The sequence below is a fragment of the Phenylobacterium sp. genome (assembly GCF_016793225.1).
Lineage (GTDB): Bacteria > Pseudomonadota > Alphaproteobacteria > Caulobacterales > Caulobacteraceae > Phenylobacterium.
Map to the genome: position 1 here is coordinate 24,156 of NZ_JAEUMN010000156.1, position 24,546 is coordinate 48,701.

A 24,546-nucleotide genomic window follows, 5' to 3' on the forward strand; every position below is an offset into this window, starting at 1 on the left:
TCAGAGCCAGGGGGCCATACGCTCGCGGTCCAGCATGTCCTCGTAGGTCGGGCGGGGCCGCACCACGGCGTAGCGGTCTCCTCGGACCAGCACCTCGGGCGCCAGCAGGCGGGAGTTGTACTCGCTGGCCATGGCCGCGCCGTAGGCCCCGGCGGTCATGAAGGCCACCAGGTCGCCCGCTTCGAGCGGCGCCAGCATGCGGTCGCGGGTGAAGGTGTCGCCGGTCTCGCAGACCGGCCCGACGACGTCGTACGCGAGGGTGTCGCCCGGGCGCGGCTTCACGGGCCGGATGTCATGGAAGGCGTCGTACATGGCCGGCCGCAGCAGGTCGTTCATGGCCGCGTCCAGCACCAGGAAGCGGCGGCCCTCTGGGCGCTCGTGCACATGGGTCACGCGCGCCAGCAGCACCCCGGCGTTGGCGGCGATCATGCGCCCGGGTTCGAAGGCGAACTGGACGTCCAGCCCCTGGGTGGCGCGGGCGATCATCTGCGCATAGGCGGCCGGGGAGGGCGGTTCGGGCTGGTTGAAGTACGGGACCCCGAGGCCGCCGCCCAGGTCGAGGCGCTCGAGGTGAAGGCCCTCGGCGCGGATGCGCTCGACGAGGCCCCGCATCTTGGCGAACGCGGCTTCCATCGGCGCGAGGTCGGTGATCTGGCTGCCGATGTGGCACGCGACCCCGACGGGCCGGACGCCGGCCATGTTGGACGCGTTGGCGTAGAGCCGCTCGGCCTCGGAGAAGCTGACGCCGAACTTGTTCTCCGCCTTGCCGGTCGAGATCTTCGCGTGACCGCCGGCGGAGACGTCGGGATTGACCCGGATGGCCACCGGCACCCGGCGGCCGAGGCGCTGGGCCACTTGGTTCACCAGGTGGAGCTCGGGCTCGGACTCCAGGTTGATCTCGGCCACGCCGGTCTCGATGGCGAAGGCGATCTCCGGCTCGGTCTTGCCGACGCCCGAGAAGACGATGCGCTCCGGCGGAACGCCGGCCGCCAGGGCGCGGCGGATCTCCCCCTCGGACACGACGTCGGCGCCGGCGCCCAGCCGGGCGAGCGTCCGCAGGACCGCCACGTTGGAGTTGGCCTTCACGGCGAAGGCGATCAGCGGGTCCTTCAGCCCGGCGTCGACCAGGGCGTCGCGCAGCACGGTGAAGTGCCGTTCCAGCGTGGCGGACGAGTAGACATAGACCGGCGTGCCCACCTCTTCGGCGATGCGCGAGAGGGGAACGTCTTCACAGGCGAGCTCGCCCGCCGCGGGGCCGCTCGTGGCGAGCTCGAAGTGGTTCATCTGCGGGGGTTGGCGTAGGGATCGGGCAGGGCGGTGGGCGGCGCGACGTCGCCGGGGCTCGGGTTGGTGCCCGGGATCGGAAGCGTCCGCGGCGGCGCCGGGTCGGTGTCGCGGTCGCGCGGGTCGACGGTGTCGACCGGCCGGCTGGGGTCCTGCTGCCGCTGCCGGTTGTCGGCGTCGGCCGTGGTGTTTCGCTCCGAGCCGAAGAGGGGCCCCGGCCGCTCCAGCTGGCCTACCTTGCCGCAGCCGGCGAGGCCGGCCGCCAGGAGGATCGTCAGCGCCAATACGCGGGTCATGCCAAGGCTTCCTTCCAACGCTTGATCTGCGCCCGGACCTGGTCCGGCGCAGTCCCACCATAACTCTTCCGGCTGGCCGCGGATGCCTGGGGCGTGAGCACGCCGTAGACGTCGGGGCCGATGCCCTGGGAGAGCGCCTGCAGCTCGGCCAGCGGCAGGTCCGCGAGGTCGCACCCCAGCTGTTCGGCGCGCTTCACGGCCGCGCCGGTGACGTGGTGGGCGTCGCGGAACGGCATGTCGAGGGTGCGCACCAGCCAGTCGGCCAGGTCGGTGGCGGTGGAGAACCCCGCGCCGGCGGCCTGCGCCATGCGCGGCGCCACGGGCTCCAGGTCGGCCACCATGCCGGCCATCGCCCGCAGGCTCAGCTCCAGGGCGTCGAAGGCCTCGAAGGTGGGGACCTTGTCCTCCTGCATGTCCTTCGAATACGCGAGCGGGAGACCCTTCATCACCACGGTGAGCTGGGTGAACGAGCCGAGCAGCCGCCCCACCTTGGCGCGCACCAGCTCGGCGGCGTCGGGGTTCTTCTTCTGCGGCATGATCGACGAGCCGGTGGTGAAGGCGTCCGACAGCCGGATGAAGCCGAACTGCGGGGTCGTCCAGACCACGATCTCCTCGGCCAGGCGGGACAGGTGGACGCCGCAGAGCGACGCAGCAGCCAGCGCCTCGAGGGCGAAGTCGCGGTCCGAGACGCTGTCGAGCGAGTTGGCCGTGGGACGGTCGAAGCCCAGCGCGCGGGCCGTCATCTCCCGGTCGATGGGGAAGGGCGAACCGGCGAGCGCCGCGGCGCCCAGCGGGCACTCGTTCATCCGCGCCCGCGCATCGGCGAAGCGGCCCGCGTCGCGGCCGAACATCTCCACATAGGCCATGAGGTGGTGGCCGAAGGTCACGGGCTGGGCCGGCTGCAGGTGGGTGAAGCCGGGCATCAGGGTGTCGGCGTGCGCCTCGGCCTTGGAGAGCAGGGCCGTCTGCAGCGCCCGGAGCTGGCCGATGGTGCGGTCGCAGGCGTCGCGAACCCACATGCGGAAGTCGAGCGCCACCTGGTCGTTGCGGGACCGCGCGGTGTGCAGCCGCCCGGCCGCCGGTCCGATCAGCTCCCGAAGCCGCGCCTCCACGTTCATGTGGATGTCCTCGAACTCCTCCCGGAAGGGGAAGTCCCCGGCCTCGATCTCGGCGGCGATGGCGTCGAGGCCGCCCTGGATCGCGGCCTCGTCCTCGCTTGTAATCACGCCCGCCTTGCGCAACATCGCGGCGTGCGCGCGGGACCCGGCCAGGTCCTGGGCCGCCAGACGCTTGTCGAAGCCGATGGAGACGTTGATCGCCTGCATCAGCTCGGCCGGCTTATCGGAGAACCGTCCGCCCCACATGGCCTGCCCTTCGGGGGCGGGGCGCTCGGGCGGGCCTTTTGAAGACGAGGTCATATGAGCGAGAGTCCAGCCGGTTCGAAGCCCAAGGGTGGGCTCCTGACCTGGGCCCTATGGATCGTCGCCCTCGCGGGCGTTGCGGCGGTTGTCTACATCATCGCTCAGGCTTCCACCAAGACGGCGCCGAGCGCGCCGTCAGCCGGCGCGTCCGCCACGGTCGGAAAGCCCGGCGAGGCGTCGTTCGCGAGCAAGGTGTCGACGCCGGAATCACCGACCCCAGCGCCCGACTACGCCTTCAACGACGCGGCCGGGAAGCCGGTGAAGATCGCCGACTTCAAGGGCAAGGTGGTGGTGCTGAACATCTGGGCCACCTGGTGCGGGCCCTGCAAGGTCGAGATGCCCACGCTGGCGAAGCTGGCCAAGGCCTACGAGGGCAAGCCGGTCGAGGTGGTGGTGGTGTCGATCGACACGCCCGAGGCGGCCGCGAAGGCGAAGCTCTTCATCGCGCAGAACGCCCCGCTGGCCTTCTACCATGACGGCCCGGCGAAGCTTCCGTTCAAGGCGAACGTGCCCGGCTTCCCGACCACGATCATCTACGGCAAGGACGGCGCCGAGGCCGCGCGGGTGGCCGGCGACGCGGACTGGTCGGCGGCCGAGCCGCGCGCGCTCATCGACAAGGTCCTGGCGGCGAGCTGACGCGCAAAGGCGCGGCGGGCGCGTCCGCCCGCCGTCCCCTCGGCTTCAAGTGTGGCCGTTGCGCCGAGGCGCTCGGCGTCAGGCCGGCTGGGCCTGCTTGCCTGCGGCGGCGGCTGCGAGCGCCGCCTGCTGCACCGTGAGCGCCCGCACCAGGTTGACCAGCGACGCCCGGATTTCCGGGGCCAGCTTCTCGTAGGCCGAGAGCAGCTCCAGCGCGCCAGGCGTGCGCATGCGGGTAAGCAGGTCGAGATCCTCGGCGGTTTCCTTGTCGGCGCCGTCGAAGACGTCCATCAGGTCGGTCACGCGGCAGCGGAGCGCGCGCGAGATCTGCACCAGGCGCGAGAACGAGATGCGGTTCGCGCCGTTCTCGTATTTCTGGATCTGCTGGAAGCTGACGCCGCATTGCTCTGCCAGAGCCTCCTGCGACATCCCGATCGTCCGCCGACGAATACGCACCGCGGCCCCGAGCGCGATGTCCATCGGATCCGGCGCCTTGGTAGACACCTCCGCCATACCTTCAACCCTCCCTGAAGCGGTGTCCCCGTCCGACACCGCAAGCCCAAGTTGCGACTAAAGGTCGTTTGTGCCGGAACTGCAAAGCTTTTTCAGCCGTCAGGGGATTCCCGTTCAACCTGTGGGTCACAGACCGCGGCCTTGCGACCCACAGCCTTCGGTCAAGGTCTTGGTAACCGAAGCACCGCGGAACTGCGGGCCCAGGAGCGTTGTGATTCTCGAGGCCATGCGCGTCATCCAGTTGCATCAACCGTTCGACCACGGAGCGGCGCTTCGGGTTCCCCCGGCGCACGATCGGAAGAACTGGGCCGTGCTCTGGCAGTGGCTCGGAGAGGACGCCCAGGCGGTCGCCGAAGCCGCCGCCGTCCAGGTGCGCACCCCCGACGGGCCCGTGGTCGCCCACGCCGGCGACTGGATCGTGCTGAGCCATTCGGGGAGCTTCCACGTGGCGCACGCGCTGCGCCCGCATCACGCCTGAGCCCCCGGCTCCGGCCGCTCAGAGCGCGAGGTGGGGCACCCGCCCGGCCTCGTAGGCCTTCGATCCCACGGGCAGGGTGTAGAGGCTTCCGTCGTCCGACAGGCGCCAGTCCCCCTTGCGGGCCTCGTTCATGCGGCGGGTGAAGATCCCGCGCAGGACGAAGTTATCCGGCGCGGGGATCAGGTGGTACAGCACCAGCAGCTTCACGCCGGCGCGGTTGGCCGTGTCCGCCGCCTCCTCGGGCGAGATGTGGTAGCTCTGGATGTCGGCCATGATGTGGGCCACGCGGTCGCGGCCGTTCCTGCGCGCCACGCCTTCGAGCGCCCGGACCATGTCGCGGTTCAGCGCCTCCGAGAACAGGATGTCGGCGCCCCGCGCGGCCTCCACGAGGCGCGGGTCGGCCGTCGTGTCGCCGGTGATCACCACGGAGCGGCCCCGGTAGTCGAACCGGTAGGCGTAGGCCGGCGAGACCGGCGCATGGTTGGTCTCGATCGCCGTGATCCGCATGGCGCCGTCGTCGTAGACGACCGCACGGTGAGGCTGGGGCCCGGTCATGGCGACCGGTCGCGCCTGCATCGGCGCCGTCTGGGGCGGCAGCATGCGGGCGGTGTGGTGAGCGGTGCGGTAGGCCTGGTCCTGGGCGAGGGCCGTGTTGAAGCCCGCGACCACCTGCTCCACGCCGGGGCCACCGTAGACCGCCAGCGGCCCGGGCCGTCCCGCGACCCACGTCTGCAGGTTCAGCTCGGGCAGGTCGCCGATGTGGTCGGAGTGGAAGTGCGTCAGGAAGACGCCGGCGACCCGGTCCAGCGGCACGCCCCACTGCATCAGCCGCTCGGTGGATTCAGGACCGGAGTCCACGATGTACATCTTCCCGCCGGCCATCACCGCCACGCACGCCTTGGCGCGGCGGTTGCTGGGCAGCGGCGAGGAGGTGCCGCAGAGGGCGACCCGCAGCGCGTCGTCGCCCAGCAGCGCGGCGTTGTCCTGGGCCACCAGCGTCTGGGCGGCCCAGGCGAAGAGCCGGTCCTGGACCTGCGGCGCGCGCAGCGCCGCGGCCCCGGCCGCGACGAGGACGGCCACGAGGAGGAACAGGACCAGCACCGCGCGCAGGGTCTTCGGCGCCGGATCGGCGGGGCGGCCCATGCTGCGCGCGTGCAGGGCCAGGGCGACGATCGCGCCGACCTCCACGGGCAGCGCGAGGGCGAGGCCCGCCGGGCTGCCGGTCGCCGCGAGGCTGATCAGGCGACCCGTGACGACCGCGCACAGCGCCAGGGCCGCCACCACCAGCAGGCTCCGGCGACGGCTCCAGACGCCGACCAGGCAGAGGGCCGAGAGGACCACGAACATGCCGCCCAGGTCGCCCCTGATCGCCGAGAGCCCCGGAATACCTATGGGCGCGATGGCCAGGCGCGCGGCCAGCGGCTCGGGCGCGATCCACAGGCCGACGCCGAGGGCGGCGAACAGCAGCCCGTAGGCCGTGACGACGATCCGGGTTATGGGCATGGGCGAGGTTCCTTCTGAGACTCAGCCGGCGGCGCCGGGGCCGAGGATGTCGGCGGCCGCGCGGGCGGCGACGGCTCTGGCCTGCGCCGGATCGAGGCCCAGGCCGCGCAGCAGGCCGGCGGCGAGGTCGCGGGAGAGCGCGGCGGCGCGCCGCCGCTCCGCGGGTTCGCCGCCCTCCGGCTCCAGCACCCGCGCCACGGCGATCTGCACCACGCCCACCGCCATCAGCACGGCGGCCTCGGCGCCGACGCCGCCGAACAGGCCCGAGGCGAGCCCGGCGCGGACATCGGCGCGGACGCCGGCGTTGCTGGGGAAGTCCGGGATATGGGCCCCGCGGAAGAGCTGCAGGCCGACCCGCACCGCCGACGGGTCCTCCAGCGCCTGCCGGACGAAGCCGCACAGGGCGCGGGCGATGCGCTCGGCGGGGTCGGCGGCCTCGGCGGCCACGCGCGAAGCCAGCCCTTCCACGCCCTGGCGCACCTCGTCGGCGACAGCCCGCGCCAGCGCCTCCTTGTCTGGGAAGTGGTTGTAGAAGCTGCCCTTGGCGACGTCCGCGGCGGCCACGATGTCGTCGATCGAGACCGCTTCCACCGCGCGCACGGCGAACAGCTCGTGGCCCGCCCGCAGGAGCGCGGCGCGTGTCCGCGCGCGGCGGCGGTCGGGCTTCGGGACGGCGCTCAAGGACGACCTGCGTTTCTTGACTGGTTCGTCACTATTGAACTAGACAGTCAGAAACGCAAGTGGGGGGCGCTGTTCGATGACGCTCGAGGTCGAAGTCTTCTGGTCGTTCCGCAGCCCCTACTCCTACCTCGCCACGCCGCGGCTGGCCGAGATCGCGCGGACCTACGACGTCGAACTGTCGATCCGGCCGGTGTACCCCCTGGCCGTGCGCGTCGACGGCTTCTTCGATCGGCAGGACCCCCGCTGGCCGATGTACGTGGTGCGCGACTGCTTCCGGACGGCCCAGATGCTGGGCATGACGTTCGGCCCGCCCCGGCCCGATCCCATCGTGATGAACATGGCGACCCGGGAGATCCCGAAGGACCAGCCCTACATCCGCCGGCTCACGCACCTGGGGCAGGCGGCGGTGGAGCGCGGCCAGGGCCTGCCGTTCATCTGCGAGGTGAGCCGCCTGATCTGGAGCGGCGAGGTGGACGGCTGGGACAAGGGCGACCATCTGGCCGAGGCCGCCGCGCGGGCGGGCCTGGACCTCGCGGACCTGGACCGCACCGTCGCGGCGGAGGGCGAGCGCCTGGAGGCGGCGATCCAGGCCAGTCACGACCGGCTGGAAAGCGTGGGCCACTGGGGGGTCCCCACCTTCGTGTTCCAGGACGAGCCCTTCTTCGGGCAGGACCGCATCGAGACCCTGCTGTGGCGCATGCGCCAGCAAGGCCTGAAAGAGAAATGACCATTTCGTCAACTTAGCCGTTGACAGCTGGCCGCCGGAGGGGCTTTCTACATGACCAAATGGTCAATGTGGAGGCGCGCTCATGATCCGGGTCGAAGACATCGCCTATGTGCGCTTCCGGGCGCCGGACCTCGCCGAGATGGCGGCGTTCCTGGCCGACTTCGGCATCGCGGCCGAGATGCGCGACGGCCGGCTGTACGGCCGCGGGACGGGGCCCGCGCCCTTCCTGCATGTGACCGAGCCCGGGGACGCGGGCTTCGCCGCGGTCGGCTTCCGTGCGTCGAGCCTGGCCGACCTGGAAGCCCTCGCCGCCGCCGAAGGCGCCGCGGTCGAGGCCCTGGACGGCCCCGGCGGCGGGCGCGTGGTGCGGCTCACGGATCCGGACGGCCACGCGGTCGAGGTCGTGGCCGGGCAGGGCCCCGTCGCGGAACTGGACCTGCCCAGCCGGCCCCCGTGGAACTCCGCGGCCGGGCGGCCGCGGCAACGGGCGGTGAAGCGCACGGGCGCCGGCGCCGCCCACGTCGTCCGCCTGGGCCACTGCGTCCTGAACGTCTCGGACTTCCGCGCCTCGGAGGCCTGGTACAAGTCGCGCTTCGGCTTCATCACCTCGGACGAGATCCAGGTGACGCCCGAGTTCGCCCTGGGCGCCTTCCTGCGCTGCGACCGCGGCGAGCTGCCCACCGACCACCACACGCTGTTCCTCCTGCAGAGCCCGGCGGGGCCGGGGTTCAACCACGCCGCCTACGAGGTCGCCGACCTCGACGACCTGATGGCCGGGCACGACCGCCTGAAGGCCGCGGGCCGCCATCCGGAGTGGGGCGTCGGCCGGCACGTCCTGGGCAGCCAGGTCTTCGACTACTGGCGCGACCCGTGGGGCCACACGCTCGAGCACTGGACCGACGGCGACCTGTTCACCGCGGCCGACGGGTCCAACACCGCGACGCTGCAGGACCTGCTGGCGGTGCAGTGGGGCCCGCCGCCGCCGGCGACCCTGGGCCGATAGGGGAAGCACCAAGATGAAACTCGCCACCTTCACCGCGGGCGGCGCGCCCGAACTGGGCGTCGTCCTGGGCGACCGCGTCGCCTCGATCTCGCGCGCCGCGCCCCGGCTCGCCACGACGATGATCGACCTGATCGCCCGGTGGCCGGCCGCCGAGCGGGACGTCCGGGCGATCGCGGACGCGGCCGCCGAGACGCTGGCGCTCTCGGACGTGCGCCTGCTCGCGCCGATCCCCCGCCCCGGCAAGATCTTCGCCATCGGCCTGAACTACGCCGACCACATCGAGGAGTCCGGGATGGCGAAGCCCGAACACCAGGTCTGGTTCGCCAAGGCCGCGACCTCGGCGAACGGGCCCTACGCCCCCATCGAGATCCTGCCCGGCGGCCTCGTCGATTACGAGGCCGAGCTGGTCGCGGTCATCGGCGCCGGCGGCCGGCGGCTGACCCGCGAGGCCGCCCCGGCCGCCGTCTTCGGCTACTGCGTCGGCAACGACGCGACCGAGCGGGCCTGGCAGCACCGCACGCCGCAGTGGACCCTGGGCAAGTCGTTCGACACCCATGCTCCCTTCGGCCCCTGGATCACCACCGCCGACGAAGTTCCCGACCCGCACGCCCTGGCGATCCGGGCGCTGGTCAATGGCGAGGTGCGCCAGGACTCCAATACGCGCCATCTGGTCTTCGACGTCTGGGACCAGGTCGCCCACCTGTCCCACGCCATGACCCTGGAAGCCGGCGACCTGATCTTCACCGGCACGCCGGGCGGGATCGGCGCGGCCATGAAGCCGCCGCGCTTCCTGAAGGACGGCGACCGGGTGCGGATCGAGATCGAGGGCCTGGGCGCGATCGAGAACCCCTGCGCGCAGGCGGCCGCGTCATGAGCCGGTCCGTCGACGTCCTGATCGTCGGGATGGGCCCCACCGGCGCCACCCTGGCCGCGCTGCTGGGCGACCTGGGCGTGAAGACCCTGGTGATCGAGAAGGACACCGAGGTTTATCCGCTGCCGCGCGCCGCGCACTTCGATCACGAGATCATGCGGCTGTTCCAGCAGCTCGGCGTGGCCGAGGCGGTGGCCCGGCACGCCCGGCCGGCCCCGGCCTACGAGTTCCGCGCGGCCGACGGGCAGCTGCTCATGCGGTTCGACTCCACGGCCAGCGCGACGCCGTCGGGCTGGCGCGCCAGCTACATGTTCCACCAGCCGGGCGTGGAGCTCGCGCTGCGGGACCGGCTCGCGACGCTGCCGTCGGTGGAGGCGCGCACCGGCTGGAAGCTGGCGGGCTTCAAGGCGGACGGCGACGGCGTGGAGGCGGCGCTGGAAGGCCCGCAGGGCGTCGAGACCGTCCATGCGCGCTGGCTCGTCGGCTGCGACGGCGCCTCCAGCGCCGTTAGGGCCGGCGTGGGCGGCGAGCTGTTCGACTACGGGTTCGACGAGCCGTGGCTGGTGGTGGACGTCAAGGTGGGCGAGGGCGCGCGCACGCCCGAGGTGAACCTGCAGATCTGCGACCCGGCCCGGCCCACGACCTGCGTCCTGATGGGCCCCGGGCGGCACCGCTGGGAATTCATGCTGCTCCCCGGCGAGGACCCTGCGGCGGTGGTGAGCGACGACTTCATCCGTCCGCTGATCGAAGCCTGGGACGTGGGCGACATCGAGCTGGAGCGGCGGGCCGTCTACCGGTTCCACGGCCTGGTGGCGAAGACTTGGCGGTCCGGCCGCGTCCTGCTGGCCGGCGACGCCGCGCACCAGATGCCGCCCTTCGCGGGACAGGGCATGTGCTCGGGCCTGCGCGACGCGGCGAACCTGGCGTGGAAGCTGGCGGCCGTCCTGGGCGGGGCGGACGACGCCCTGCTCGACACCTACCAGACCGAGCGTGAGCCGCACGTGCGGGGCTACGTGGAGCTGGCCATCCAGATGGGCCGCACCGTCTGCACCCTGGACCGCGCCGAGGCGGCGGCCCGGGATGCGGCGATGCTGGCCGCGACCCGACCGCCCGTGCCGATGTTCACGCCGTCCCTGGGGGCGGGCTGCCTGCGGGCCGACGATCCCGCGGCCGGAGCGCTCTTCATCCAGACCTGGAGCGAGGGACGGGGTCTCGACGACGAACTGGGAAGCGGTCCCTGGCTGATCGCGCGGACCGAGCCGCCCGCGGCGGCGGGCGTGGTCTCGGTCGGGCTCGACCGGCTGGCGCCGGCGCACCGCGAGGGCCTCTCCGCGTGGCTCGACCGGCACGGCGCCTCGGCGGTGCTGGTGCGGCCCGACCGCTATGTGTTCGGCGCGGGGGACCCCGGACGCCTGCTTCAGGACTGGCGCGCCAGGGTCGCCGCTCCCGCGCTGGCTTGAGCCCGCCGGCGTGGCCCGTCACCCTGGGCGCAGCATGAGTCCCCAACCCGCCGTCCTGACCGTCCGCGCCCAGCGCACGCGTGACGCCCTGATCGGCGCGGGCCGGAAGCTGTTCGCCGAGCGGCCGATAGACGCCGTCGCCATCGACGACATCGTGCGGGCGGCCGACGTCGCCAAGGGCAGCTTCTACAACCACTTCGCCGACCGCGAAGCGCTGGTGAAGGCGGTCATGACCGAGATCCGCGAGCAGCTGGAAGTTGCCGTGGGCCGCGTGAACGCCGGCGTGGAGGATCCGGCCCGGCGGATCGCCCGGGCGCTCTGCGTCTACCAGCGCTATGCCCTGGACGAGCCCCAGCGCACGCGCGTGCTGGTGCGCGTCTCGACCGGCGAGACCAACCTCAGCGCGCCGGTGAACCAGGGCCTGGCCGATGACCTCACGGCGGGCCTCGCCGCCGGCCGCCTCGCCATCGCGACGCTGGAATCGGCGATGCTGTTCGTGATGGGCGCGTCGCAGGCGGGGCTTGCCCGCACCTCCCGCGAGCCGTCGCCGGCCCTGGCCGTCAGCCTCGCCCAGCAGCTCTGCGCGCTCGTCCTGCGCGGCCTGGGGGTCCCGGCGGGCGAGGCCGAGGCCATCGCTGCCCAGGCGGCGGACGAGATCGTGCGCGGGGGGGCTGCGGCCGGGGGCTAGCCTGCTACTGTGGCGCCAGGAGGCCGCACATGCCCACGCTCGTGAACCGTGTCCCTTCGACCATCCGGCCCGACACGGACCATCCGTACATGACCGGCGCCTGGAGCCCGACGTTCGAAGAATGGGACGGGGCGGACCTGACGGTGATCGGCGAGATCCCCAGGGACCTCGACGGCGTCTACCTGCGCAACACCGAGAACCCGGTCCACGAGCCGATCGGCCTCTACCACCCGTTCGACGGCGACGGGATGATCCATGCGATGAGCTTCCGGGACGGCAGGGCCGTCTACCGGAACCGCTTCGTGCGGACGAAGGGCTTCCTCGCCGAGGCCGAGGCGGGCGAGGCCCTCTGGGCCGGCCTGGCCGAACATCCGTCCAAGTCGCTCCGGCCGGGCTGGGGCGCACAGGGCGGCCTCAAGGACTCGTCGTCCACCGACGTTGTGGTGCACGCCGGCCAGGTGCTTTCGACCTTCTACCAGTGCGGAGAGGGCTACCGGCTGGACCCCGCCACGCTCGAGACCCTCGGCGTCGAGGGCTGGGTCCCGGCCGACGGCATCTCGGCCCATCCGAAGGTGGACGAGGCCACGGGCGAACTCCTGTTCTTCAACTACGCCAAGACCGCGCCCTTCATGCACTACGGCGTGGTGGGGCCGGACAACCGGCTGAAGCACTATGTGCCGATCCCGCTGCCGGGACCGCGCCTGCCGCACGACATGGCGTTCACGAAGAACTGGTCGATCCTGAACGACCTGCCGCTGTTCTGGCAGGAGGACCTGCTGCCGCGGGGCATCCACGCGGCCCGGTTCCACCCGGACATGCCCAGCCGCTTCGCGCTGATCCCGAGGTACGGCCAGCCCGACGAGATCCGCTGGTTCGAGGCCAGGCCCTGCTACGTCCTGCACTGGCTGAACGCCTGGGAGGAAGGCGACGAGGTGATCCTGGACGGCTACTTCCAGGAGGATCCGGCCCCGCCGCCGCTGCCGGGCTTCGGGCGGATGGGCCAGATGATGGCCTACCTCGACGAGCACTCCATGAAGCCGAAGCTCTACCGCTGGCGCTTCAACCTGCGCACGGGCGAGACGAAGGAGGGGCCGCTCGACGACCGCATCCTGGAGTTCGGGACCTTCGACCAGAGGGTGGCGGGCGTGAAGAACCGCTACGTCTACTCCACCACCGCCAAGCCGGGCTGGTTCCTGTTCACCGGGATCGTCAAGCACGACCTGGACACCGGCCGGTCCTGGAGCCTGGCCTTCGGCGAGGGGCGCTACGGCTCGGAGGCTCCCTTCGCGCCGCGCGTCGGCGGGACCGCCGAGGACGACGGCTACCTCGTGAGCTTCATCACCGACATGGCCGAGAACCGCTCGGAGTGCGTGGTGGTCGATGCGAAGGACATCGAGGCGGGCCCCGTCTGCCGGATCCTCCTGCCGCATCGGATCTCGTCCGGGACGCACGCCTGCTGGGCCGGCGGCGAGCGCCTGGCCTCCCGCCCGGCGCCCGCCGGCTGACGTCGCGGCGCCGTTGCGGCGCGCCCGCCGGAGCGACATGGTCACGCCGCAACCATCGGAGCGGCGACATGGCGGACGATATCCTGGCGGTCGAGGACCTGGGCGAGGGCCTGCAGCGCGTGACCCTGAACCGGCCGGACCGGCTGAACGCGCTGAACCAGCCGCTCACCGACGCGCTGCTCGCCCATTTCGAAGGGCTGCGCCGCAACCGGGACGTCCGCGTGGTAATCCTCCGCGGCGCGGGCCGCGCCTTCAGCGCCGGGGCTGACCTCAAGGCGATGGGGCAGCCGGACGCCCTGCAGGACGGGCCGCGGGGCGACTGGGTGCTGCGCGACCTGCTCGTCGCGATGCGGGCGTGCCCGCAGCCGCTGATCGCCACCGTCCGCGGGGCGGCCGCCGGCGGCGGGATGGCGATCGCGCTGACCTGCGACGTCATCGTCGCGAGCGAGAGCGCGGCCTTCGTGCCCGCCTTCGTCGCCATCGGCCTGTCGGGCACCGAGCTCGGCGTCAGCTGGCGGCTCCAGCGCACCATCGGGCTGTCGAAGGCGCGGGAGACGCTGCTCACCAACCGGCCCATCCGCGCCGCCGACGCGCTGTCCTCGGGGCTCGTCTCGGCGGTGACGCCGGAGGAGGGCCTGGACGAGCACGGCCTGTCGCTGGCGCGCGACATGCTGAAGGCCGCGCCCGACGCCCTGCGGGTCAGCAAGCGCTCCTTCGACGCCTCCCTGGAGCAGCCCAGCTTCACCGCCGCGCTCGAGGCGGAGGAGCGGAACCAGATGCTGATGATCGTCCGGCGAGGCTCTTCCTCTCCCGCATAGCGGTGGAGAGGGCGAGCGGCCACTGAGGGCTGGCCCCGGTCCTCCCCTGCAAGGGGAGAGGGACCATGCGCAGCATGGTGGAGGGGTGTTGAGCGCCGAGCTTAGCCCCCCTCCACCGCCTTCGGCGGTCCCCCTCCCCCTGCGGGGGAGGACGGTCCTTCGGTCGCCGGGCGCCGCGCCCCGCCGCACCTTCCTCTCCCGCAAAGCGGGAGAGGGGGACCGCCCGCCGAAGAGCGGGCGGTGGAGAGGGCGAGCGGCCACTGCGAGCTGGCCCCGGTCCTCCCCTGCAAGGGGAGGGGGACCATGCGGAGCATGGTGGAGCGGGCTGATCCACGGCGCCGGCGACCCCTCCACCCTGCTGACGCAGGGCCCCCTTTCCTGCAAGGGGAGGACCACGGCGCGATCCGCAGCGACGGCCGTCCGCGAGGCGTCCGGCTCACGGATGGATCCCGCGCAGGAACCGCGGGTTGGCGGTGGTCAGGGCAGGGCGTCTTCCGGGATCACGTCGACCTCGACCTTCAGCGTCTGGGCGCCGGAGGCCAGGATCACCCCGTCGATCGGGGCGACGTCGGCGTAGTCGCGGCCGACGGCGAGGACGAGGTGGTCGTTGCCGGCCAGGATGGCGTTGGTGGGGTCGACGCCCACCCAGCCCAGGTCCGCCCCGCACCAGACGGCGACCCAGGCATGGGTCGCGTCGGCGCCTTCCAGCCGCGGCTGGCCCGGCGGCGGGATGGTGCGCAGGTAGCCCGACACATAGGCCGCGGGGAGGCCCAGGCCGCGCAGGCCGCAGATCATGATCTGGGCGAAGTCCTGGCAGACGCCATGGCGCGCGGCGAACGCCTGGGCGACGGGCGTCGAGACCTCGGTGGCGCCGGGGTCGTAGCGGAATTCCGCGTGGATCCGGCGGTTGAGCTCGTCGATCGCCGCGACGATCGGGCGGCCCGGCGGGAAGCTCGCGCGCGCGTACTCGGTGATCTCGGGCACGATCGGGGTGCGGCTCGTCGGGAAGAGATACGCCGCCGGACCCTCGGCGTTCAGGTCGGTCGTGGCGAGCGCCGTCGCGCGGACGGTCTCCCAGGGCGGGCTCGCCTGCGGATCCCCCGGCGGCGGCACGTGCACCTCGATGCGCGAGTTCGCCTCGATCACCAGGGCCTTGTGCGGCGTGTCGACGGTGACCGTCAGCATGCGCGCGCCGAAGGGGCCGATGCGGTCGAGCTCGCGCGACGGCGCGGGCGTGACGGTGACGCTGGAGTCCAGCACGGTCTGGGTCGGCGACGAACGCGGAGTCAGCCGCAGGACGCAGCGGGCGAAGCTCACCTCGTCCTCGTAGCTGTAGGTCGTCCGGTGGCGCAGCTTGTAGTTCACGCGAGCCCCACCAGCTTGACCGTAGGCACCGCGTTGGCGCCCTGCAGGAAGAAGCGGTCGGCGATGGCGTTGGAGAGGCTCATCAGCGTCTCCTCGTAGCGCCTGACGTTTGCGCCGGAGAGGGCATGCGCGTCCTCGGTCTCGAGCTCGGCCGCGAGCGGCAGGAGTATCCGCGACGGGGGCTCGGGTATCCCGTCCTCCCGCAGGGTGGGAAGGACCGCGATGTGCTCCTTCAGCGCGGCCACCTGGAAGGCGACGGACCGGGTGTTGAAAGGGTCCAGCATCACCAGGTCGCGGACGGGATTGAGCGCGAGGCCGATGATGTAGCGGGCGCGGTAGGTGATCTGGCTGTCGTTCAGGTCCAGAAGCAGGTCCAGGTCGTCGATCGAGGCGTCATCGTGCGCGAGGGTGCGGACGAACTGGCAGGTGTTGGTGGCGCGTTCGATCCGCCGCCCCATGTCGAGGAAGCGCCAGCCCGCCACGCGGTTCATGTTCTCCTGCGCAAGACCCGACAGGCCCGCGAGGTGGCGCAGCGCGTTCTCCACCTGCTCCAGCGCCTGGGCTTCGTTGGTGATGGAGCCGCCGCCGCCGGCGAGGTCGGCCTCCAGATCGACCAGCAGGCCCCAGAAATCGGCCGACAGGCGCTCGCGCATTCCGGACGCCGTGCGCTTCGCCGAGCGCACCAGGTTGATCACCGAGCCCCAGGCGGCCTGGTCGTGCAGGGCGCGGCGGGCGGCGTCCAGCGCGACGCCGGCGCCGGCGCTGAGGGCGCCCCAGTCGGCCAGGATGTCGCGCAGCGCGGCGAAGGTCTGGCCCCGGCCGTGCAGCGACGACTCGGAGTCCATCACGCTGGAGCAGAGCGCCCGGACCATGCGCACCGTCGCTTCCGTGCGCTCGAGATAGCGGCCCAGCCAGAACAGGTTGTCGGCCGCGCGGCTGGGCAGATGGCCCAGGATGCGCCGGACGCGGACGTCGTCGCCGGCCTGGATCAGCGTCATCCGCTCGACGGGCTTGTCGTCGACGACCCAGACGTCGGTGGTGCGCGCGCCCTCGCCCATGAAGATCGCCCGGACGTCGGCGCCCTCGGACGTGCGGCAGAAACCGCCGGGCATCACGCGCAGGCCCTCGGGCGTGGCGGCGCAGAAGACGCGCAGGACGAACGGCGCGGGCTCCAGGCGGCCGTTGCGCAGCACCGGCATGGTGGAGAGCTGGGCGACCTCCTGCCCGACGAAGTCGCCCGGACGGTCCCGCAGGCGGGCCCGCAGCTCGCTCTTCTCCTCGGCCGTCAGGTCGGCCACGAGGCGCGGCCCCGAGAGGAAGCCGCCATAGCCCGGGAACGCGGGCGCGATCGCCATATGCTCCAGCTCGGCCTCGACCAAAGCCTGCTCCTGGGGCTGCCCGCACCACCACGTGGCGACGTTCGGCAGCTTCAGCTCCTCGCCCAGCAGCCGGTGGGCGAGCGAGGCCGAGAAGCCCATCAGGGCGCGCGACTCCACCAGGCCCGAACCCGGCATGTTGAGCACCGTGACGCCGCCGGCGCGGATCGCTTCCAGCATGCCGGGCACGCCCAGGCGCGACGCGGCGTTCAGCTCGAGCGGGTCCAGGAAGTCGCTGTCCACGCGGCGCAGGATGACGTCGGCGCGCTTCAGCCCGGCGATGGTCCGCACCCAGACCTTGCCGTCGCGCGCGACCAGGTCGTCGCCCTCCACCAGGAGGAAGCCCAGGTAGCGCGCGAGGTGGGCCTGCTCGAAGTAGGTCTGGCTGAACGGGCCTGGGGTGAGCAGGCAGATCCGCGGATCCTCGCGCTCGGCGCTGGCCGCCAGTCCGCGCCGAAGGGCGTCGAAGAAGGGCGCGAGCCGGTGCACGTTCAGCGACGTGTAGAGGTTCGGGTAGGCGCGGCTCACGACGAGCCGGTTCTCCAGGGCGTAGCCCGCGCCCGACGGCGCCTGGGCGCGATCCTCCAGCACCCACCAGCGGCCGTCGGGGCCGCGTCCCAGGTCGGCGGCGTAGACCTGCAGGTAGCGGCCGCCCGGCGGCCGCGCGCCCCGCATCGCGCGCAGGAAGTCCGGGCTTCCCGTGACCACGGCCGCGGGCAGCACCCCGTCGCTGACCAGCCGGGCCTCGCCATAGAGGTCCTGCAGCACGGCCTCCATGAGGTTCGCGCGCTGCATCACGCCCTCGGCGATCTGGTCCCACTCGGCCTGGCCCAGGATCAGCGGCAGCGGGTCCAGGGGCCAGCTCCGCTCGGTCTCCTCGCCGTAGATGCGGTAGGACGCGCCGGAGTCGCGGATGTGCCGCGCCGCCATCCCGAAGCGGCCGTCGGAGTCCGAGGCGTAGCCCGCGAACTCGGACAGGAAGCCCATCCAGTGGTCGCGCGGCTTGCCGTCCGCGCCGATGAGCTCGTCCGGGGCGCCGGGAAGCGGGCGATAGCCGGCGAGCCAGGCGTCGAGCCGTTCGCGCCCGCGCCGCCGATCCGCCGTGGAGGTGTCGTCAGCCACCGACTCGCCCCGGTCCCCATCCCCGGCTCTGACCGTAGCACAAGGCGCGCCCGCGCAAGCGGCCTTGGCGGCGGCCCGGTTGCCTGCTCAATTGCAGCGGTCCAGCCGGACAGGCGGCGGTCGGGGAACTCAGATGTTGCACCGTGAGGTTCGGGTGGCGGACGCGTCCGAGGGCGAGGCCGTCCTGAACACCCTGATGCTGGCGTTCGCGACCGACCCCTGCCTGCGCTACGTCCTCGACACGCCGGAGGCGCTGTTCCAGGGCTTCCGCCGCTTCGCCACGGGCATGGGCGGCGCGGCGCTGGAGCTGGGTTCCGCCTGGATCGCGGAGGACGGCGCCGCGGCGGCCCTGTGGCTGCCCCCGGGCGTGGAGTCGGATCGCGACGCGATGCTCGCGGTCATCGGCGAGCTGGCGCGCGAGGCGAAGCTGCCGGTGCTGGGCGAGGTGGGCGAGGCCATGGCCGCGTATCATCCGCACGAGCCGCACTGGTACCTGGCCATGATCGGCGTGGATCCCGCGCGGCAGGGCCGCGGCTACGGCTCCGCGATCCTGGAGGCGTCGCTGCGGCGCTGCGACGAGGACGGTGTCATGGCCTACCTCGAGAGCTCCAATCCCAAGAACGTGCCGCTCTACGAACGCCATGGCTTCGAGGTTCTGGGGCACGTGGCGCCCGGCGACTTCCCGGGCGTCTATCCGATGGTGCGCCGGCCGCGCTGACGCTGCCTTGCTGCGACTCCGCACGGCGCATACCGTCGTCCCATGGGTGGGAGCCTGAACCTCGACGAGATCGTGGCCGACGTGGCGCGCGAGATCCAGCCGCACCGCGGGGAGGGCCTCGTGGCCGACTACATCCCCCCTCTCGCGCGGGTCGACCCGCGGCGGTTCGGCATGGCGATCATCACCTGCGACGGCCAGGTCGCCGAGACGGGCGACTCCTGGATGCCCTTCTCGATCCAGAGCATCTCCAAGGTCTTCACCCTGGCGCTGGCCCTGGAGAAGCTGGGCGACGAGCTCTGGACGCGGGTGGGCCGCGAGCCGTCGGGATCGCGGTTCAACTCCATCGTGCAGCTCGAGGCCGAAAGGGGAGTGCCGCGCAATCCCTTCATCAATGCGGGCGCGATCGTGGTGACCGACGCGGTGCTCGCCGGCCGCAGGCCGGACGAAGCCATCGGCGAGATCCGCGACTTCCTGCGCAAGCTCGCCGCCAACGACACCATCGACGTGGACAAGGAGGTGGCGACCCAGGAGGCCGCGACCGGCTTCCGGAACTTCAGCCTCGCCTACTTCATGCGCGGGTTCGAGAACCTGAAGGCGCCGGTGGAGGACGCGCTCGTCACCTACTTCAACCAGTGCGCCCTGCGGATCACCTGTCAGCAGCTCGCGCGCGCCGGCCTGTTCCTCGCCAACGGCGGCGTCGACCCCATCACCGGCGAGCGCATCGTCTCGACCGAGCATGCGCGGCGCATCAACGCCATCATGCTCACCTGCGGCCACTACGACGCGTCGGGCGAGTTCGCCTTCGAGGTCGGGCTGCCGGGCAAGAGCGGCGTGGGCGGCGGGATCCTGACCATCGTGCCCGGCCGCGCGGCCGTGGCGGTGTGGTCGCCGGGCCTGAACGCGGTCGGCAACTCGCAGGTGGGAACGCTGGCGCTGGAGAAGCTGGTCCAGCGGACGGGCTGGTCGATATTCTAGCGGCTAAACGACCGCCCAACCTCCGTGCCAGCCCGGACTTTCCGGCCACGGCGGCCTGCGAGTACGAGGCCGCCGTAGCCGCTAGGGGAGATTCGCAGCCATGAAGCTGATCCGGTTCGGCGACCCGGGACGGGAAAAGCCTGGCGCGATCGACGACTGGGGCGTCTGGCGCGACCTCTCGAGCGAGATCGAGGACTGGTCGGGCCCGGCGCTCACCGGCGTCGCCGCGGGCCGCGTCCGCGACCTCGTCATCGCCAAGTTCCCCACCGTGGACCCCGGCACGCGGCTCGGGCCCTGCGTGGGCGCCGTCGGCAAGATCGTCTGCATCGGCTTGAACTACGCCGACCACGCCGCGGAGACCGGGGCCAAGGTCCCGGACGAGCCGGTGATCTTCATGAAGGCCTGCGCGCCCACCGGGCCCAACGACGACCTGCCGCTGCCGAGGGGTTCGGTGAAGACGGACTGGGAGGTCGAGCTGGGCGTGGTGATCGGCCGGCGCTGCGCCCACGTCAGCGAGGCCGAGGCGCTCGCGCACGTGGCCGGCTACTGCGTCGCCAACGACTATTCCGAGCGCCAGTGGCAGCTCGAGGGGACCGGGACCTGGGACAAGGGGAAGGGGTGCGACGGGTTCGCGCCGCTCGGGCCCTGGCTGGTGACCTGCGATGAAATCCCCAACCCGCACGTCCTTCCGATCCACCTGGCCGTGAACGGCGAGCGGATGCAGGACTCCTCGACCGACCAGATGGTCCACGGAATCCCCGCCCTGATCAGCTACGTGAGCCGCTTCATGAGCCTCGCGCCCGGCGACGTTCTTCTCACCGGCACCCCGCCCGGCGTCGGCCTCGGGAAGCGGCCGCCCCGCTTCCTGCGGGCCGGCGACGTCGTCGAGGCGGGAATCGACGGCCTCGGCCTGCAGCGTCAGCGCATCGTCGAGCCGCTCTGACCCGCGGCGCCTGCGCGCCCGCCGCCCGCCGCGTCGGCGACGCGCAGCACCGTGCGGAAGCCGACGTGGTCGGAGCCGGTGTCCGTGGGCCCCGCCTCCCGCGCCGACGGACGGTATCGGAAGCAGAAGTTGTCGGCGCAGAGGTACGAGCCGCCCTTGATCACGCGCCGCCGCTCCTCGCCGGGCGCGAAGGCCGTCCGGGCCGGGGGACCGACGGGATCGCGGGTCTCCGACGGATCCAGGTTCGGCGCGTACCAGTCCCGGGTCCATTCCCAGACGTTGCCGGCCATGTCGCGCAGGCCGTAGCCGTTGGCGGGGAAGCAGCCCACCGGCGCGGCCTGCGCCTTGTAGCCGTCGCCGCCGGCGTCCACGGCGGGGAAGGGGCCCTGCCAGGTGTTGGCCTGCGGCGCCCGGGCGTCGATGGGTGCATCGCCCCAGGTGTAGGCCGCGTCGTCGAGGCCGCCCCTCGCCGCGTACTCCCATTCGGCCTCGGTGGGCAGGTCGCGGCCCAGCCAGCGCGCGTAGGCGAGGGCGTCGTCGTAGGCGATCTGCACGACCGGCCAGGCGCCCTTGCCCTCGATCGAGCTGCCGGGCCCATGCGGATGGCGCCAGTCCGCGCCCTGGACGACCCGCCACCAGCCGCCAGGACCGGCGTCGATGTTCTCGGCGCCCACGAAGACGATCGCCGACGGCTTGAGCTGGTCTCCCGACAGTCCCGGATAGGCCCTGGGGTCGAGCGGCCGCTCGGCCAGGGTGACGTAGCCGGTCGCCGCCACGAACCGGGCGAAATCGTCGTTGGTCACCTCGGTGCGGTCGATCCAGAAGCTGCCCACCGTGGTGCGGCGCGGCGGGCCCTCCTCGCGACGGGCGGGCTTGGCGCCCTGCAGGAAGGCGCCGCCCTCGATCAGCACCATGCCGGCCGTGGACGGCGCGGCCTCAGGCGCCGCGCGTTCGGCCAGGCACGGTCGCCGGGGCGCGCCAGCGGTCGCCTGCGGCGCCTCGCGGCAACCAGCCAGAACGGCCAGCGCCGCGACCGCGGCGAGGACCTCGCAGCGCGCCAGGGCTCAGCGCCCGACGAACACCGGCTCGCGCTTCTCGACGAACGCGCGGGCGGCTTCCTTGTGGTCCGCGGTCTGGCCGCAGTGGACGTGGTGCGTGGCCTCGAGGTCGAGGCAGTCGTCGACGTCGCCCGCCATGGCGCGGTTCAGGTTCTCCTTCATGTAGCGGTAGGCGATGGTGGGGCCGTTCGCGAGGCGCGCGGCGATCTCCTTGGTCTTCGCCTGCAGCGCGTCGGGCTCGACGACCCAGTTCGTGAGGCCCAGGCGCAGCGCCTCCTGCGCGTCGACGCGGTCGGACAGGAAGTACATCTCGCGCGCCTTCGCGGAGCCCACGAGCTGCGTGAGGAAGTACGTGCCGCCGTAGTCCCCGGAGAAGCCCACCTTGGCGAAGGCGGTGGTCATGATCGCGGTCGAGGCCATGATCCGCAGGTCGCAGGCGAGAGCCAGGCCCAGGCCCGCGCCCGCCGCGGCGCCGGGCAGGGCGGCGAGGGTGGGTTTCGGCATCTTGAAGAGCTTGCCGGCGGTGGCCCGCTGGTTCACCCGCTGGCGGTGGATGGCGTAGTCGATGCCCTGGCCGGTGCCCCCGCCTTCGTTGCGGCTGTTCATGCCCTTCACGTCGCCGCCGGCGCAGAAACCCTTGCCGGCGCCGGTCAGCACCAGGACCTTCACGTCGGGATTGAACTCCGCGTCGGCGAGCGTGCGCGCCAGGGCCTGGTTCATGTCGTCGCTCATGGCGTTGCGCGCCTCGGGACGGTTCAGCGTGATGGTGAGCACGCCGCCGTCGAGGTCGGCCAAGAGGTCGTTCGTGCCGGTGTCGATCGCGGCCATGGTGGGTCTCCCTCCGTTCGTTGGGCGCGACACTACGCCTTTGAACGTCCGGTCTGGAAGACGTCCGCGCGCGATCGACCTTGACCGCCGTGGCGGCGGACCCCGTAGTCTTCGGCAAAGCGACGGGAGGACAGCATGCGGCTTCGGCAGATCGCCCTGGTGGGCCAGGACCTCGAGAAGGCCAAGGCCGAGATCGTCGAGGTGCTGGGCCTGGGCAAGGACTACCCTGACCCCGGCGTCGGCCACTTCGGCCTGCACAACGCCGTCTGGCCGATCGGCGACACCTTCCTGGAGGTCGTCTCGCCGATCCAGGAGGGCACCACCGCCGGCCGCCTTCTGGACAAGCGCGGCGGCGACGGCGGCTACATGGTGATCATGCAGATCGACGGCGACATGGCGGGCGCCCGCAAGCGCATGGCCGACATCGGCGTGCGCATCGTCCACCAGACCGACCGCGACGACGGCAAGGTCGCCTACAGCCACCTCCACCCCCGCGACGTGGGCGGGGCGATCCTCTCGCTGGACGTGATGGTCCCCAAGTCGCGCTGGGAGTGGGGCGGTCCCGACTGGGAGAAAAACGTCCGGACCGACACCTCGCTGGAAATCGTCGGCGCCGAGCTGCAGGGGGACGACCCCGAGGCCATGGCGACCCGCTGGGGCCAGGTGATGGACCGCCCGGTCAGCTACCGCGACGGCGCGTGGGTGGTCGGCGTCGACGGCGGCGAGATCCGCTTCGTGCCCGTGACCGACGGCCGCGGCGAGGGCCTGCGCGCGTTCGACGTGAAGGTCCGCGACCCGGACGCGGTGAAGGCCCGGGCCGCCGCCCGCGGCGCCGTCGACGACGACGGCGCGGTCAAGCTCTGCGGAACCCGCGTGGAGCTGGTGAAGGGCTGAGCGCGTTCGGCGAAAGTGGAAGCCGCGCTCGCCGCGAGAGCGCGTTCCAATTCAAAGAGACAGAGCCTGTTCGACCGGTCTTGAGGGGTCCATCAAACGGACAGGCTCTAGCGGCGCCGGCTCAGTCCAGCGGACGGATCCTGATGTTCCGGTAGGCCACCTCGTCGCCGTGGTTCTGGAGGGCGATGTGGCCTCGGGCCGCCGTGCCGAACATCGGCCAGATGCGGAACTTGCTGGCCGCGACCTTGGCCTTGAAGTCGTCCGAGCCGAGGTCGTACTCGACCACCTTCACGCCGTTCAGCCAGTGCTCGACGTGGTTGCGGCGGACGACGATGCGGGACTCGTTGAACTCGCCCACCGGCCGCGTGACGTCCTGCGTGGGCGCGACAAGGTCGTAGAGCGCGCCGGCGCGCTGCCGGGGCGGCTCGCCGCGGCTGTTGTCGAGCACCTGGTACTCCGGCCCGCTCCAGTAGGTCTGCTGTCCCTCCTCGGTGACCCGGTACATCACGCCCGAATTCCCCTTCGGACCGATCCTCCAGTCGAAGGCGAGCTCGAAGTCGCCGAACGTCTCCTTGGTCATAATATCCTTGGAGGTCTTCGGATCGGGGCTGAGGGCGCCGTCCTTCACATGCCAGCCCGGATCGGGCGCCGGCGCCTTGAAGCCGCGCCAGCCCGCCGCGGTTCGCCCGTCGAACAGCAGCTTCCACCCGGCGCGGGCCTCCGCCGCCGTCAGGGCGTTTTGCGCCGCCGCGGGCGAAGCGGCGCAGGCGAGGACTGCGGCGGCGGCGAACGCCAGAAACGACGGTGCGACCCATGCGCCTGCCCTTGCACGTCCGGCCATCGCGTCCTCCCCGGCGGTTCTCGCCGCAGCGTGGCGCGGCGAGCGGCCTCGGGAAAGCGTTTTCATCGCGCGGCGGCGAGGCCTTCCCCCGGATCGGGAACCGGGGTCTACCTGTGGGCAGGAGAGCGCGATGAAGAAGACCATGGGGCCGCCGCCGCCGGGCGTGACGCCGTCGCAGATGATCGACGCCCGCATCGAGGAAGCCGGCGAGTGGCGGGGCGATCTGCTGGCGCAGGCGCGGCGCCTGATCCTGGCGTCGGATCCCGCGATCGTCGAGGAATGGAAGTGGGGTGGTCCCGTCTGGTCGTGCGGCGGCGTCCTCTGCACCGGCGAAGTCTACAAGACGGCGGTGAAGCTGACCTTCGTGAAGGGCGCCTCCGTCCCCGACCCCGCCGGCCTGTTCAACGCCAGCCTCGCAGGCGGGACGCGGCGGGCGATCGACCTGCCGCAAGGCGCGCGCATCGACGAGGCGGCCTTCATGGCGCTGATCCGGGCAGCCGTTGCGGTCAACGCGGCCGGGAAGGCCCGCTGAGCCGATCTGC

The 24,546-nt window shown here is 72.2% G+C and carries 25 protein-coding genes; 14 read left to right on the plus strand and 11 right to left on the minus strand.

Going from position 1 to position 24,546, the window contains the following annotated elements:
• From lysA to argH, 3 genes are read right to left on the minus strand one after another with little or no spacing between them, the layout of a single operon-like run.
• A complete protein-coding gene (gene lysA, locus JNK30_RS18460) occupies positions 1 to 1,284 on the minus strand; it encodes a diaminopimelate decarboxylase (RefSeq protein WP_293484480.1) in 1,284 nt (427 codons plus the stop codon).
• Positions 1,281 to 1,580 carry a hypothetical protein gene (locus JNK30_RS18465; RefSeq protein WP_293484482.1) on the minus strand — a complete coding sequence of 100 codons (300 nt, stop codon included), beginning with the start codon at positions 1,578 to 1,580 and terminating at the stop codon, positions 1,281 to 1,283. Before JNK30_RS18465 ends, lysA begins: the two co-directional genes overlap by 4 nt.
• Positions 1,577 to 2,998: an argininosuccinate lyase gene (gene argH / locus JNK30_RS18470; protein ID WP_293484484.1), complete on the minus strand. Its 1,422-nt coding sequence runs from the start codon at positions 2,996 to 2,998 to the stop codon at positions 1,577 to 1,579. The genes JNK30_RS18465 and argH overlap by 4 nt, the downstream gene beginning before the upstream one ends.
• Between argH and JNK30_RS18475 the strand changes: the two genes are divergently transcribed.
• On the plus strand, positions 2,999 to 3,637 hold the full coding sequence (locus tag JNK30_RS18475) for a TlpA disulfide reductase family protein (protein ID WP_293484486.1): 639 nt from the start codon (positions 2,999 to 3,001) through the stop codon (positions 3,635 to 3,637).
• Positions 3,638 to 3,715: 78 nt separating this feature from the next.
• On the opposite strand, the gene JNK30_RS18480 is transcribed toward JNK30_RS18475, so the two are convergent.
• Positions 3,716 to 4,117 (minus strand): helix-turn-helix transcriptional regulator, encoded by a 402-nt coding sequence (locus JNK30_RS18480; protein ID WP_293484488.1) that lies wholly within the window; start codon positions 4,115 to 4,117, stop codon positions 3,716 to 3,718.
• 259 nt (positions 4,118 to 4,376) lie between these two features.
• On the opposite strand from JNK30_RS18480, the gene JNK30_RS18485 reads away from it, so the two are divergent.
• Positions 4,377 to 4,628 carry a hypothetical protein gene (locus JNK30_RS18485; protein ID WP_293484489.1) on the plus strand — a complete coding sequence of 84 codons (252 nt, stop codon included), beginning with the start codon at positions 4,377 to 4,379 and terminating at the stop codon, positions 4,626 to 4,628.
• 18 nt (positions 4,629 to 4,646) lie between these two features.
• On the opposite strand, the gene JNK30_RS18490 is transcribed toward JNK30_RS18485, so the two are convergent.
• Positions 4,647 to 6,131 carry an MBL fold metallo-hydrolase gene (locus JNK30_RS18490; RefSeq protein ID WP_293484490.1) on the minus strand — a complete coding sequence of 495 codons (1,485 nt, stop codon included), beginning with the start codon at positions 6,129 to 6,131 and terminating at the stop codon, positions 4,647 to 4,649.
• Positions 6,132 to 6,152: 21 nt separating this feature from the next.
• Positions 6,153 to 6,812: a TetR/AcrR family transcriptional regulator gene (locus JNK30_RS18495; protein ID WP_293484492.1), complete on the minus strand. Its 660-nt coding sequence runs from the start codon at positions 6,810 to 6,812 to the stop codon at positions 6,153 to 6,155.
• 76 nt (positions 6,813 to 6,888) lie between these two features.
• Here JNK30_RS18495 and JNK30_RS18500 point away from each other — a divergent pair, with 76 nt between their 5' ends.
• The 7 genes from JNK30_RS18500 (at position 6,889) to JNK30_RS18530 (ending at position 13,884) form a co-directional block, all read left to right on the plus strand.
• A complete protein-coding gene (locus JNK30_RS18500) occupies positions 6,889 to 7,539 on the plus strand; it encodes a 2-hydroxychromene-2-carboxylate isomerase (protein WP_293484493.1) in 651 nt (216 codons plus the stop codon).
• A gap of 82 nt (positions 7,540 to 7,621) precedes the next feature.
• Positions 7,622 to 8,542, plus strand: coding sequence for a VOC family protein (locus tag JNK30_RS18505; RefSeq protein ID WP_293484495.1), 921 nt, complete (start codon positions 7,622 to 7,624; stop codon positions 8,540 to 8,542).
• A gap of 13 nt (positions 8,543 to 8,555) precedes the next feature.
• Positions 8,556 to 9,416, plus strand: coding sequence for a fumarylacetoacetate hydrolase family protein (locus JNK30_RS18510; RefSeq protein WP_293484497.1), 861 nt, complete (start codon positions 8,556 to 8,558; stop codon positions 9,414 to 9,416).
• The gene (locus tag JNK30_RS18515) at positions 9,413 to 10,873 is read left to right on the plus strand and encodes a bifunctional 3-(3-hydroxy-phenyl)propionate/3-hydroxycinnamic acid hydroxylase (protein ID WP_293484498.1); all 1,461 of its coding nucleotides are present in this window, start codon (positions 9,413 to 9,415) and stop codon (positions 10,871 to 10,873) included. Before JNK30_RS18510 ends, JNK30_RS18515 begins: the two co-directional genes overlap by 4 nt.
• A 34-nt stretch (positions 10,874 to 10,907) precedes the next feature.
• Entirely contained in the window at positions 10,908 to 11,561 is a 654-nt protein-coding gene (locus JNK30_RS18520) for a TetR/AcrR family transcriptional regulator (RefSeq protein WP_293484500.1), read from the plus strand.
• 29 nt (positions 11,562 to 11,590) lie between these two features.
• On the plus strand, positions 11,591 to 13,066 hold the full coding sequence (locus JNK30_RS18525) for a carotenoid oxygenase family protein (RefSeq protein WP_293484501.1): 1,476 nt from the start codon (positions 11,591 to 11,593) through the stop codon (positions 13,064 to 13,066).
• Between the two features lie 68 nt (positions 13,067 to 13,134).
• On the plus strand, positions 13,135 to 13,884 hold the full coding sequence (locus JNK30_RS18530) for an enoyl-CoA hydratase-related protein (RefSeq protein WP_293484502.1): 750 nt from the start codon (positions 13,135 to 13,137) through the stop codon (positions 13,882 to 13,884).
• 477 nt (positions 13,885 to 14,361) lie between these two features.
• Here the strand turns inward: JNK30_RS18530 and JNK30_RS18535 are convergent, their stop codons facing one another.
• Positions 14,362 to 15,249 (minus strand): transglutaminase family protein, encoded by an 888-nt coding sequence (locus tag JNK30_RS18535; protein WP_293484504.1) that lies wholly within the window; start codon positions 15,247 to 15,249, stop codon positions 14,362 to 14,364.
• The gene (locus tag JNK30_RS18540) at positions 15,246 to 17,747 is read right to left on the minus strand and encodes a circularly permuted type 2 ATP-grasp protein (protein WP_293484505.1); all 2,502 of its coding nucleotides are present in this window, start codon (positions 17,745 to 17,747) and stop codon (positions 15,246 to 15,248) included. The genes JNK30_RS18535 and JNK30_RS18540 overlap by 4 nt, the downstream gene beginning before the upstream one ends.
• Positions 17,748 to 17,880: 133 nt before the next feature.
• Here JNK30_RS18540 and JNK30_RS18545 point away from each other — a divergent pair, with 133 nt between their 5' ends.
• The 3 genes from JNK30_RS18545 to JNK30_RS18555 all read left to right on the plus strand — a co-directional run bounded on the left by JNK30_RS18545 (position 17,881) and on the right by JNK30_RS18555 (position 20,383).
• Entirely contained in the window at positions 17,881 to 18,465 is a 585-nt protein-coding gene (locus JNK30_RS18545) for an N-acetyltransferase (protein ID WP_293484507.1), read from the plus strand.
• 42 nt (positions 18,466 to 18,507) lie between these two features.
• Positions 18,508 to 19,440, plus strand: a complete 933-nt coding sequence (locus tag JNK30_RS18550; protein ID WP_293484508.1) for a glutaminase — start codon at positions 18,508 to 18,510, stop codon at positions 19,438 to 19,440.
• Between the two features lie 100 nt (positions 19,441 to 19,540).
• A complete protein-coding gene (locus JNK30_RS18555; RefSeq protein ID WP_293484510.1) occupies positions 19,541 to 20,383 on the plus strand; it encodes a fumarylacetoacetate hydrolase family protein in 843 nt (280 codons plus the stop codon).
• On the opposite strand, the gene JNK30_RS18560 is transcribed toward JNK30_RS18555, so the two are convergent.
• Both JNK30_RS18560 and JNK30_RS18565 read right to left on the minus strand, forming a co-directional pair.
• Positions 20,359 to 21,297, minus strand: a complete 939-nt coding sequence (locus JNK30_RS18560) for a formylglycine-generating enzyme family protein (protein WP_293484511.1) — start codon at positions 21,295 to 21,297, stop codon at positions 20,359 to 20,361. The two genes, JNK30_RS18555 and JNK30_RS18560, sit on opposite strands and share 25 nt — an antisense overlap.
• Positions 21,298 to 21,447: 150 nt before the next feature.
• On the minus strand, positions 21,448 to 22,269 hold the full coding sequence (locus tag JNK30_RS18565) for an enoyl-CoA hydratase (RefSeq protein ID WP_293484513.1): 822 nt from the start codon (positions 22,267 to 22,269) through the stop codon (positions 21,448 to 21,450).
• 135 nt (positions 22,270 to 22,404) lie between these two features.
• On the opposite strand from JNK30_RS18565, the gene JNK30_RS18570 reads away from it, so the two are divergent.
• Positions 22,405 to 23,163: a VOC family protein gene (locus JNK30_RS18570; RefSeq protein WP_293484515.1), complete on the plus strand. Its 759-nt coding sequence runs from the start codon at positions 22,405 to 22,407 to the stop codon at positions 23,161 to 23,163.
• Positions 23,164 to 23,284: 121 nt separating this feature from the next.
• Here JNK30_RS18570 and JNK30_RS18575 read toward each other — a convergent pair whose 3' ends face one another.
• Positions 23,285 to 24,004, minus strand: a complete 720-nt coding sequence (locus tag JNK30_RS18575) for a DUF1080 domain-containing protein (protein ID WP_293484516.1) — start codon at positions 24,002 to 24,004, stop codon at positions 23,285 to 23,287.
• 130 nt (positions 24,005 to 24,134) lie between these two features.
• On the opposite strand from JNK30_RS18575, the gene JNK30_RS18580 reads away from it, so the two are divergent.
• A complete protein-coding gene (locus tag JNK30_RS18580; RefSeq protein ID WP_293484518.1) occupies positions 24,135 to 24,536 on the plus strand; it encodes a DUF1801 domain-containing protein in 402 nt (133 codons plus the stop codon).
• The last annotated feature ends 10 nt before the right edge of the window (positions 24,537 to 24,546 follow it).

Excerpts from the sequence above, each read along its gene's own strand:
- lysA (WP_293484480.1), bottom strand. The coding sequence starts at position 1,284 with ATGAACCACTTCGAGCTCGCCACGAGCGGCCCCGCGGCGGGCGAGCTC.
- JNK30_RS18465 (WP_293484482.1), bottom strand. The coding sequence starts at position 1,580 with ATGACCCGCGTATTGGCGCTGACGATCCTCCTGGCGGCCGGCCTCGCC.
- argH (WP_293484484.1), bottom strand. The coding sequence starts at position 2,998 with ATGACCTCGTCTTCAAAAGGCCCGCCCGAGCGCCCCGCCCCCGAAGGG.
- JNK30_RS18475 (WP_293484486.1), top strand. The coding sequence starts at position 2,999 with ATGAGCGAGAGTCCAGCCGGTTCGAAGCCCAAGGGTGGGCTCCTGACC.
- JNK30_RS18480 (WP_293484488.1), bottom strand. The coding sequence starts at position 4,117 with ATGGACATCGCGCTCGGGGCCGCGGTGCGTATTCGTCGGCGGACGATC.
- JNK30_RS18485 (WP_293484489.1), top strand. The coding sequence starts at position 4,377 with ATGCGCGTCATCCAGTTGCATCAACCGTTCGACCACGGAGCGGCGCTT.
- JNK30_RS18490 (WP_293484490.1), bottom strand. The coding sequence starts at position 6,131 with ATGCCCATAACCCGGATCGTCGTCACGGCCTACGGGCTGCTGTTCGCC.
- JNK30_RS18500 (WP_293484493.1), top strand. The coding sequence starts at position 6,889 with ATGACGCTCGAGGTCGAAGTCTTCTGGTCGTTCCGCAGCCCCTACTCC.
- JNK30_RS18505 (WP_293484495.1), top strand. The coding sequence starts at position 7,622 with ATGATCCGGGTCGAAGACATCGCCTATGTGCGCTTCCGGGCGCCGGAC.
- JNK30_RS18510 (WP_293484497.1), top strand. The coding sequence starts at position 8,556 with ATGAAACTCGCCACCTTCACCGCGGGCGGCGCGCCCGAACTGGGCGTC.
- JNK30_RS18515 (WP_293484498.1), top strand. The coding sequence starts at position 9,413 with ATGAGCCGGTCCGTCGACGTCCTGATCGTCGGGATGGGCCCCACCGGC.
- JNK30_RS18520 (WP_293484500.1), top strand. The coding sequence starts at position 10,908 with ATGAGTCCCCAACCCGCCGTCCTGACCGTCCGCGCCCAGCGCACGCGT.
- JNK30_RS18525 (WP_293484501.1), top strand. The coding sequence starts at position 11,591 with ATGCCCACGCTCGTGAACCGTGTCCCTTCGACCATCCGGCCCGACACG.
- JNK30_RS18530 (WP_293484502.1), top strand. The coding sequence starts at position 13,135 with ATGGCGGACGATATCCTGGCGGTCGAGGACCTGGGCGAGGGCCTGCAG.
- JNK30_RS18545 (WP_293484507.1), top strand. The coding sequence starts at position 17,881 with ATGTTGCACCGTGAGGTTCGGGTGGCGGACGCGTCCGAGGGCGAGGCC.
- JNK30_RS18550 (WP_293484508.1), top strand. The coding sequence starts at position 18,508 with ATGGGTGGGAGCCTGAACCTCGACGAGATCGTGGCCGACGTGGCGCGC.
- JNK30_RS18555 (WP_293484510.1), top strand. The coding sequence starts at position 19,541 with ATGAAGCTGATCCGGTTCGGCGACCCGGGACGGGAAAAGCCTGGCGCG.
- JNK30_RS18560 (WP_293484511.1), bottom strand. The coding sequence starts at position 21,297 with ATGGTGCTGATCGAGGGCGGCGCCTTCCTGCAGGGCGCCAAGCCCGCC.
- JNK30_RS18565 (WP_293484513.1), bottom strand. The coding sequence starts at position 22,269 with ATGGCCGCGATCGACACCGGCACGAACGACCTCTTGGCCGACCTCGAC.
- JNK30_RS18570 (WP_293484515.1), top strand. The coding sequence starts at position 22,405 with ATGCGGCTTCGGCAGATCGCCCTGGTGGGCCAGGACCTCGAGAAGGCC.
- JNK30_RS18575 (WP_293484516.1), bottom strand. The coding sequence starts at position 24,004 with ATGGCCGGACGTGCAAGGGCAGGCGCATGGGTCGCACCGTCGTTTCTG.
- JNK30_RS18580 (WP_293484518.1), top strand. The coding sequence starts at position 24,135 with ATGAAGAAGACCATGGGGCCGCCGCCGCCGGGCGTGACGCCGTCGCAG.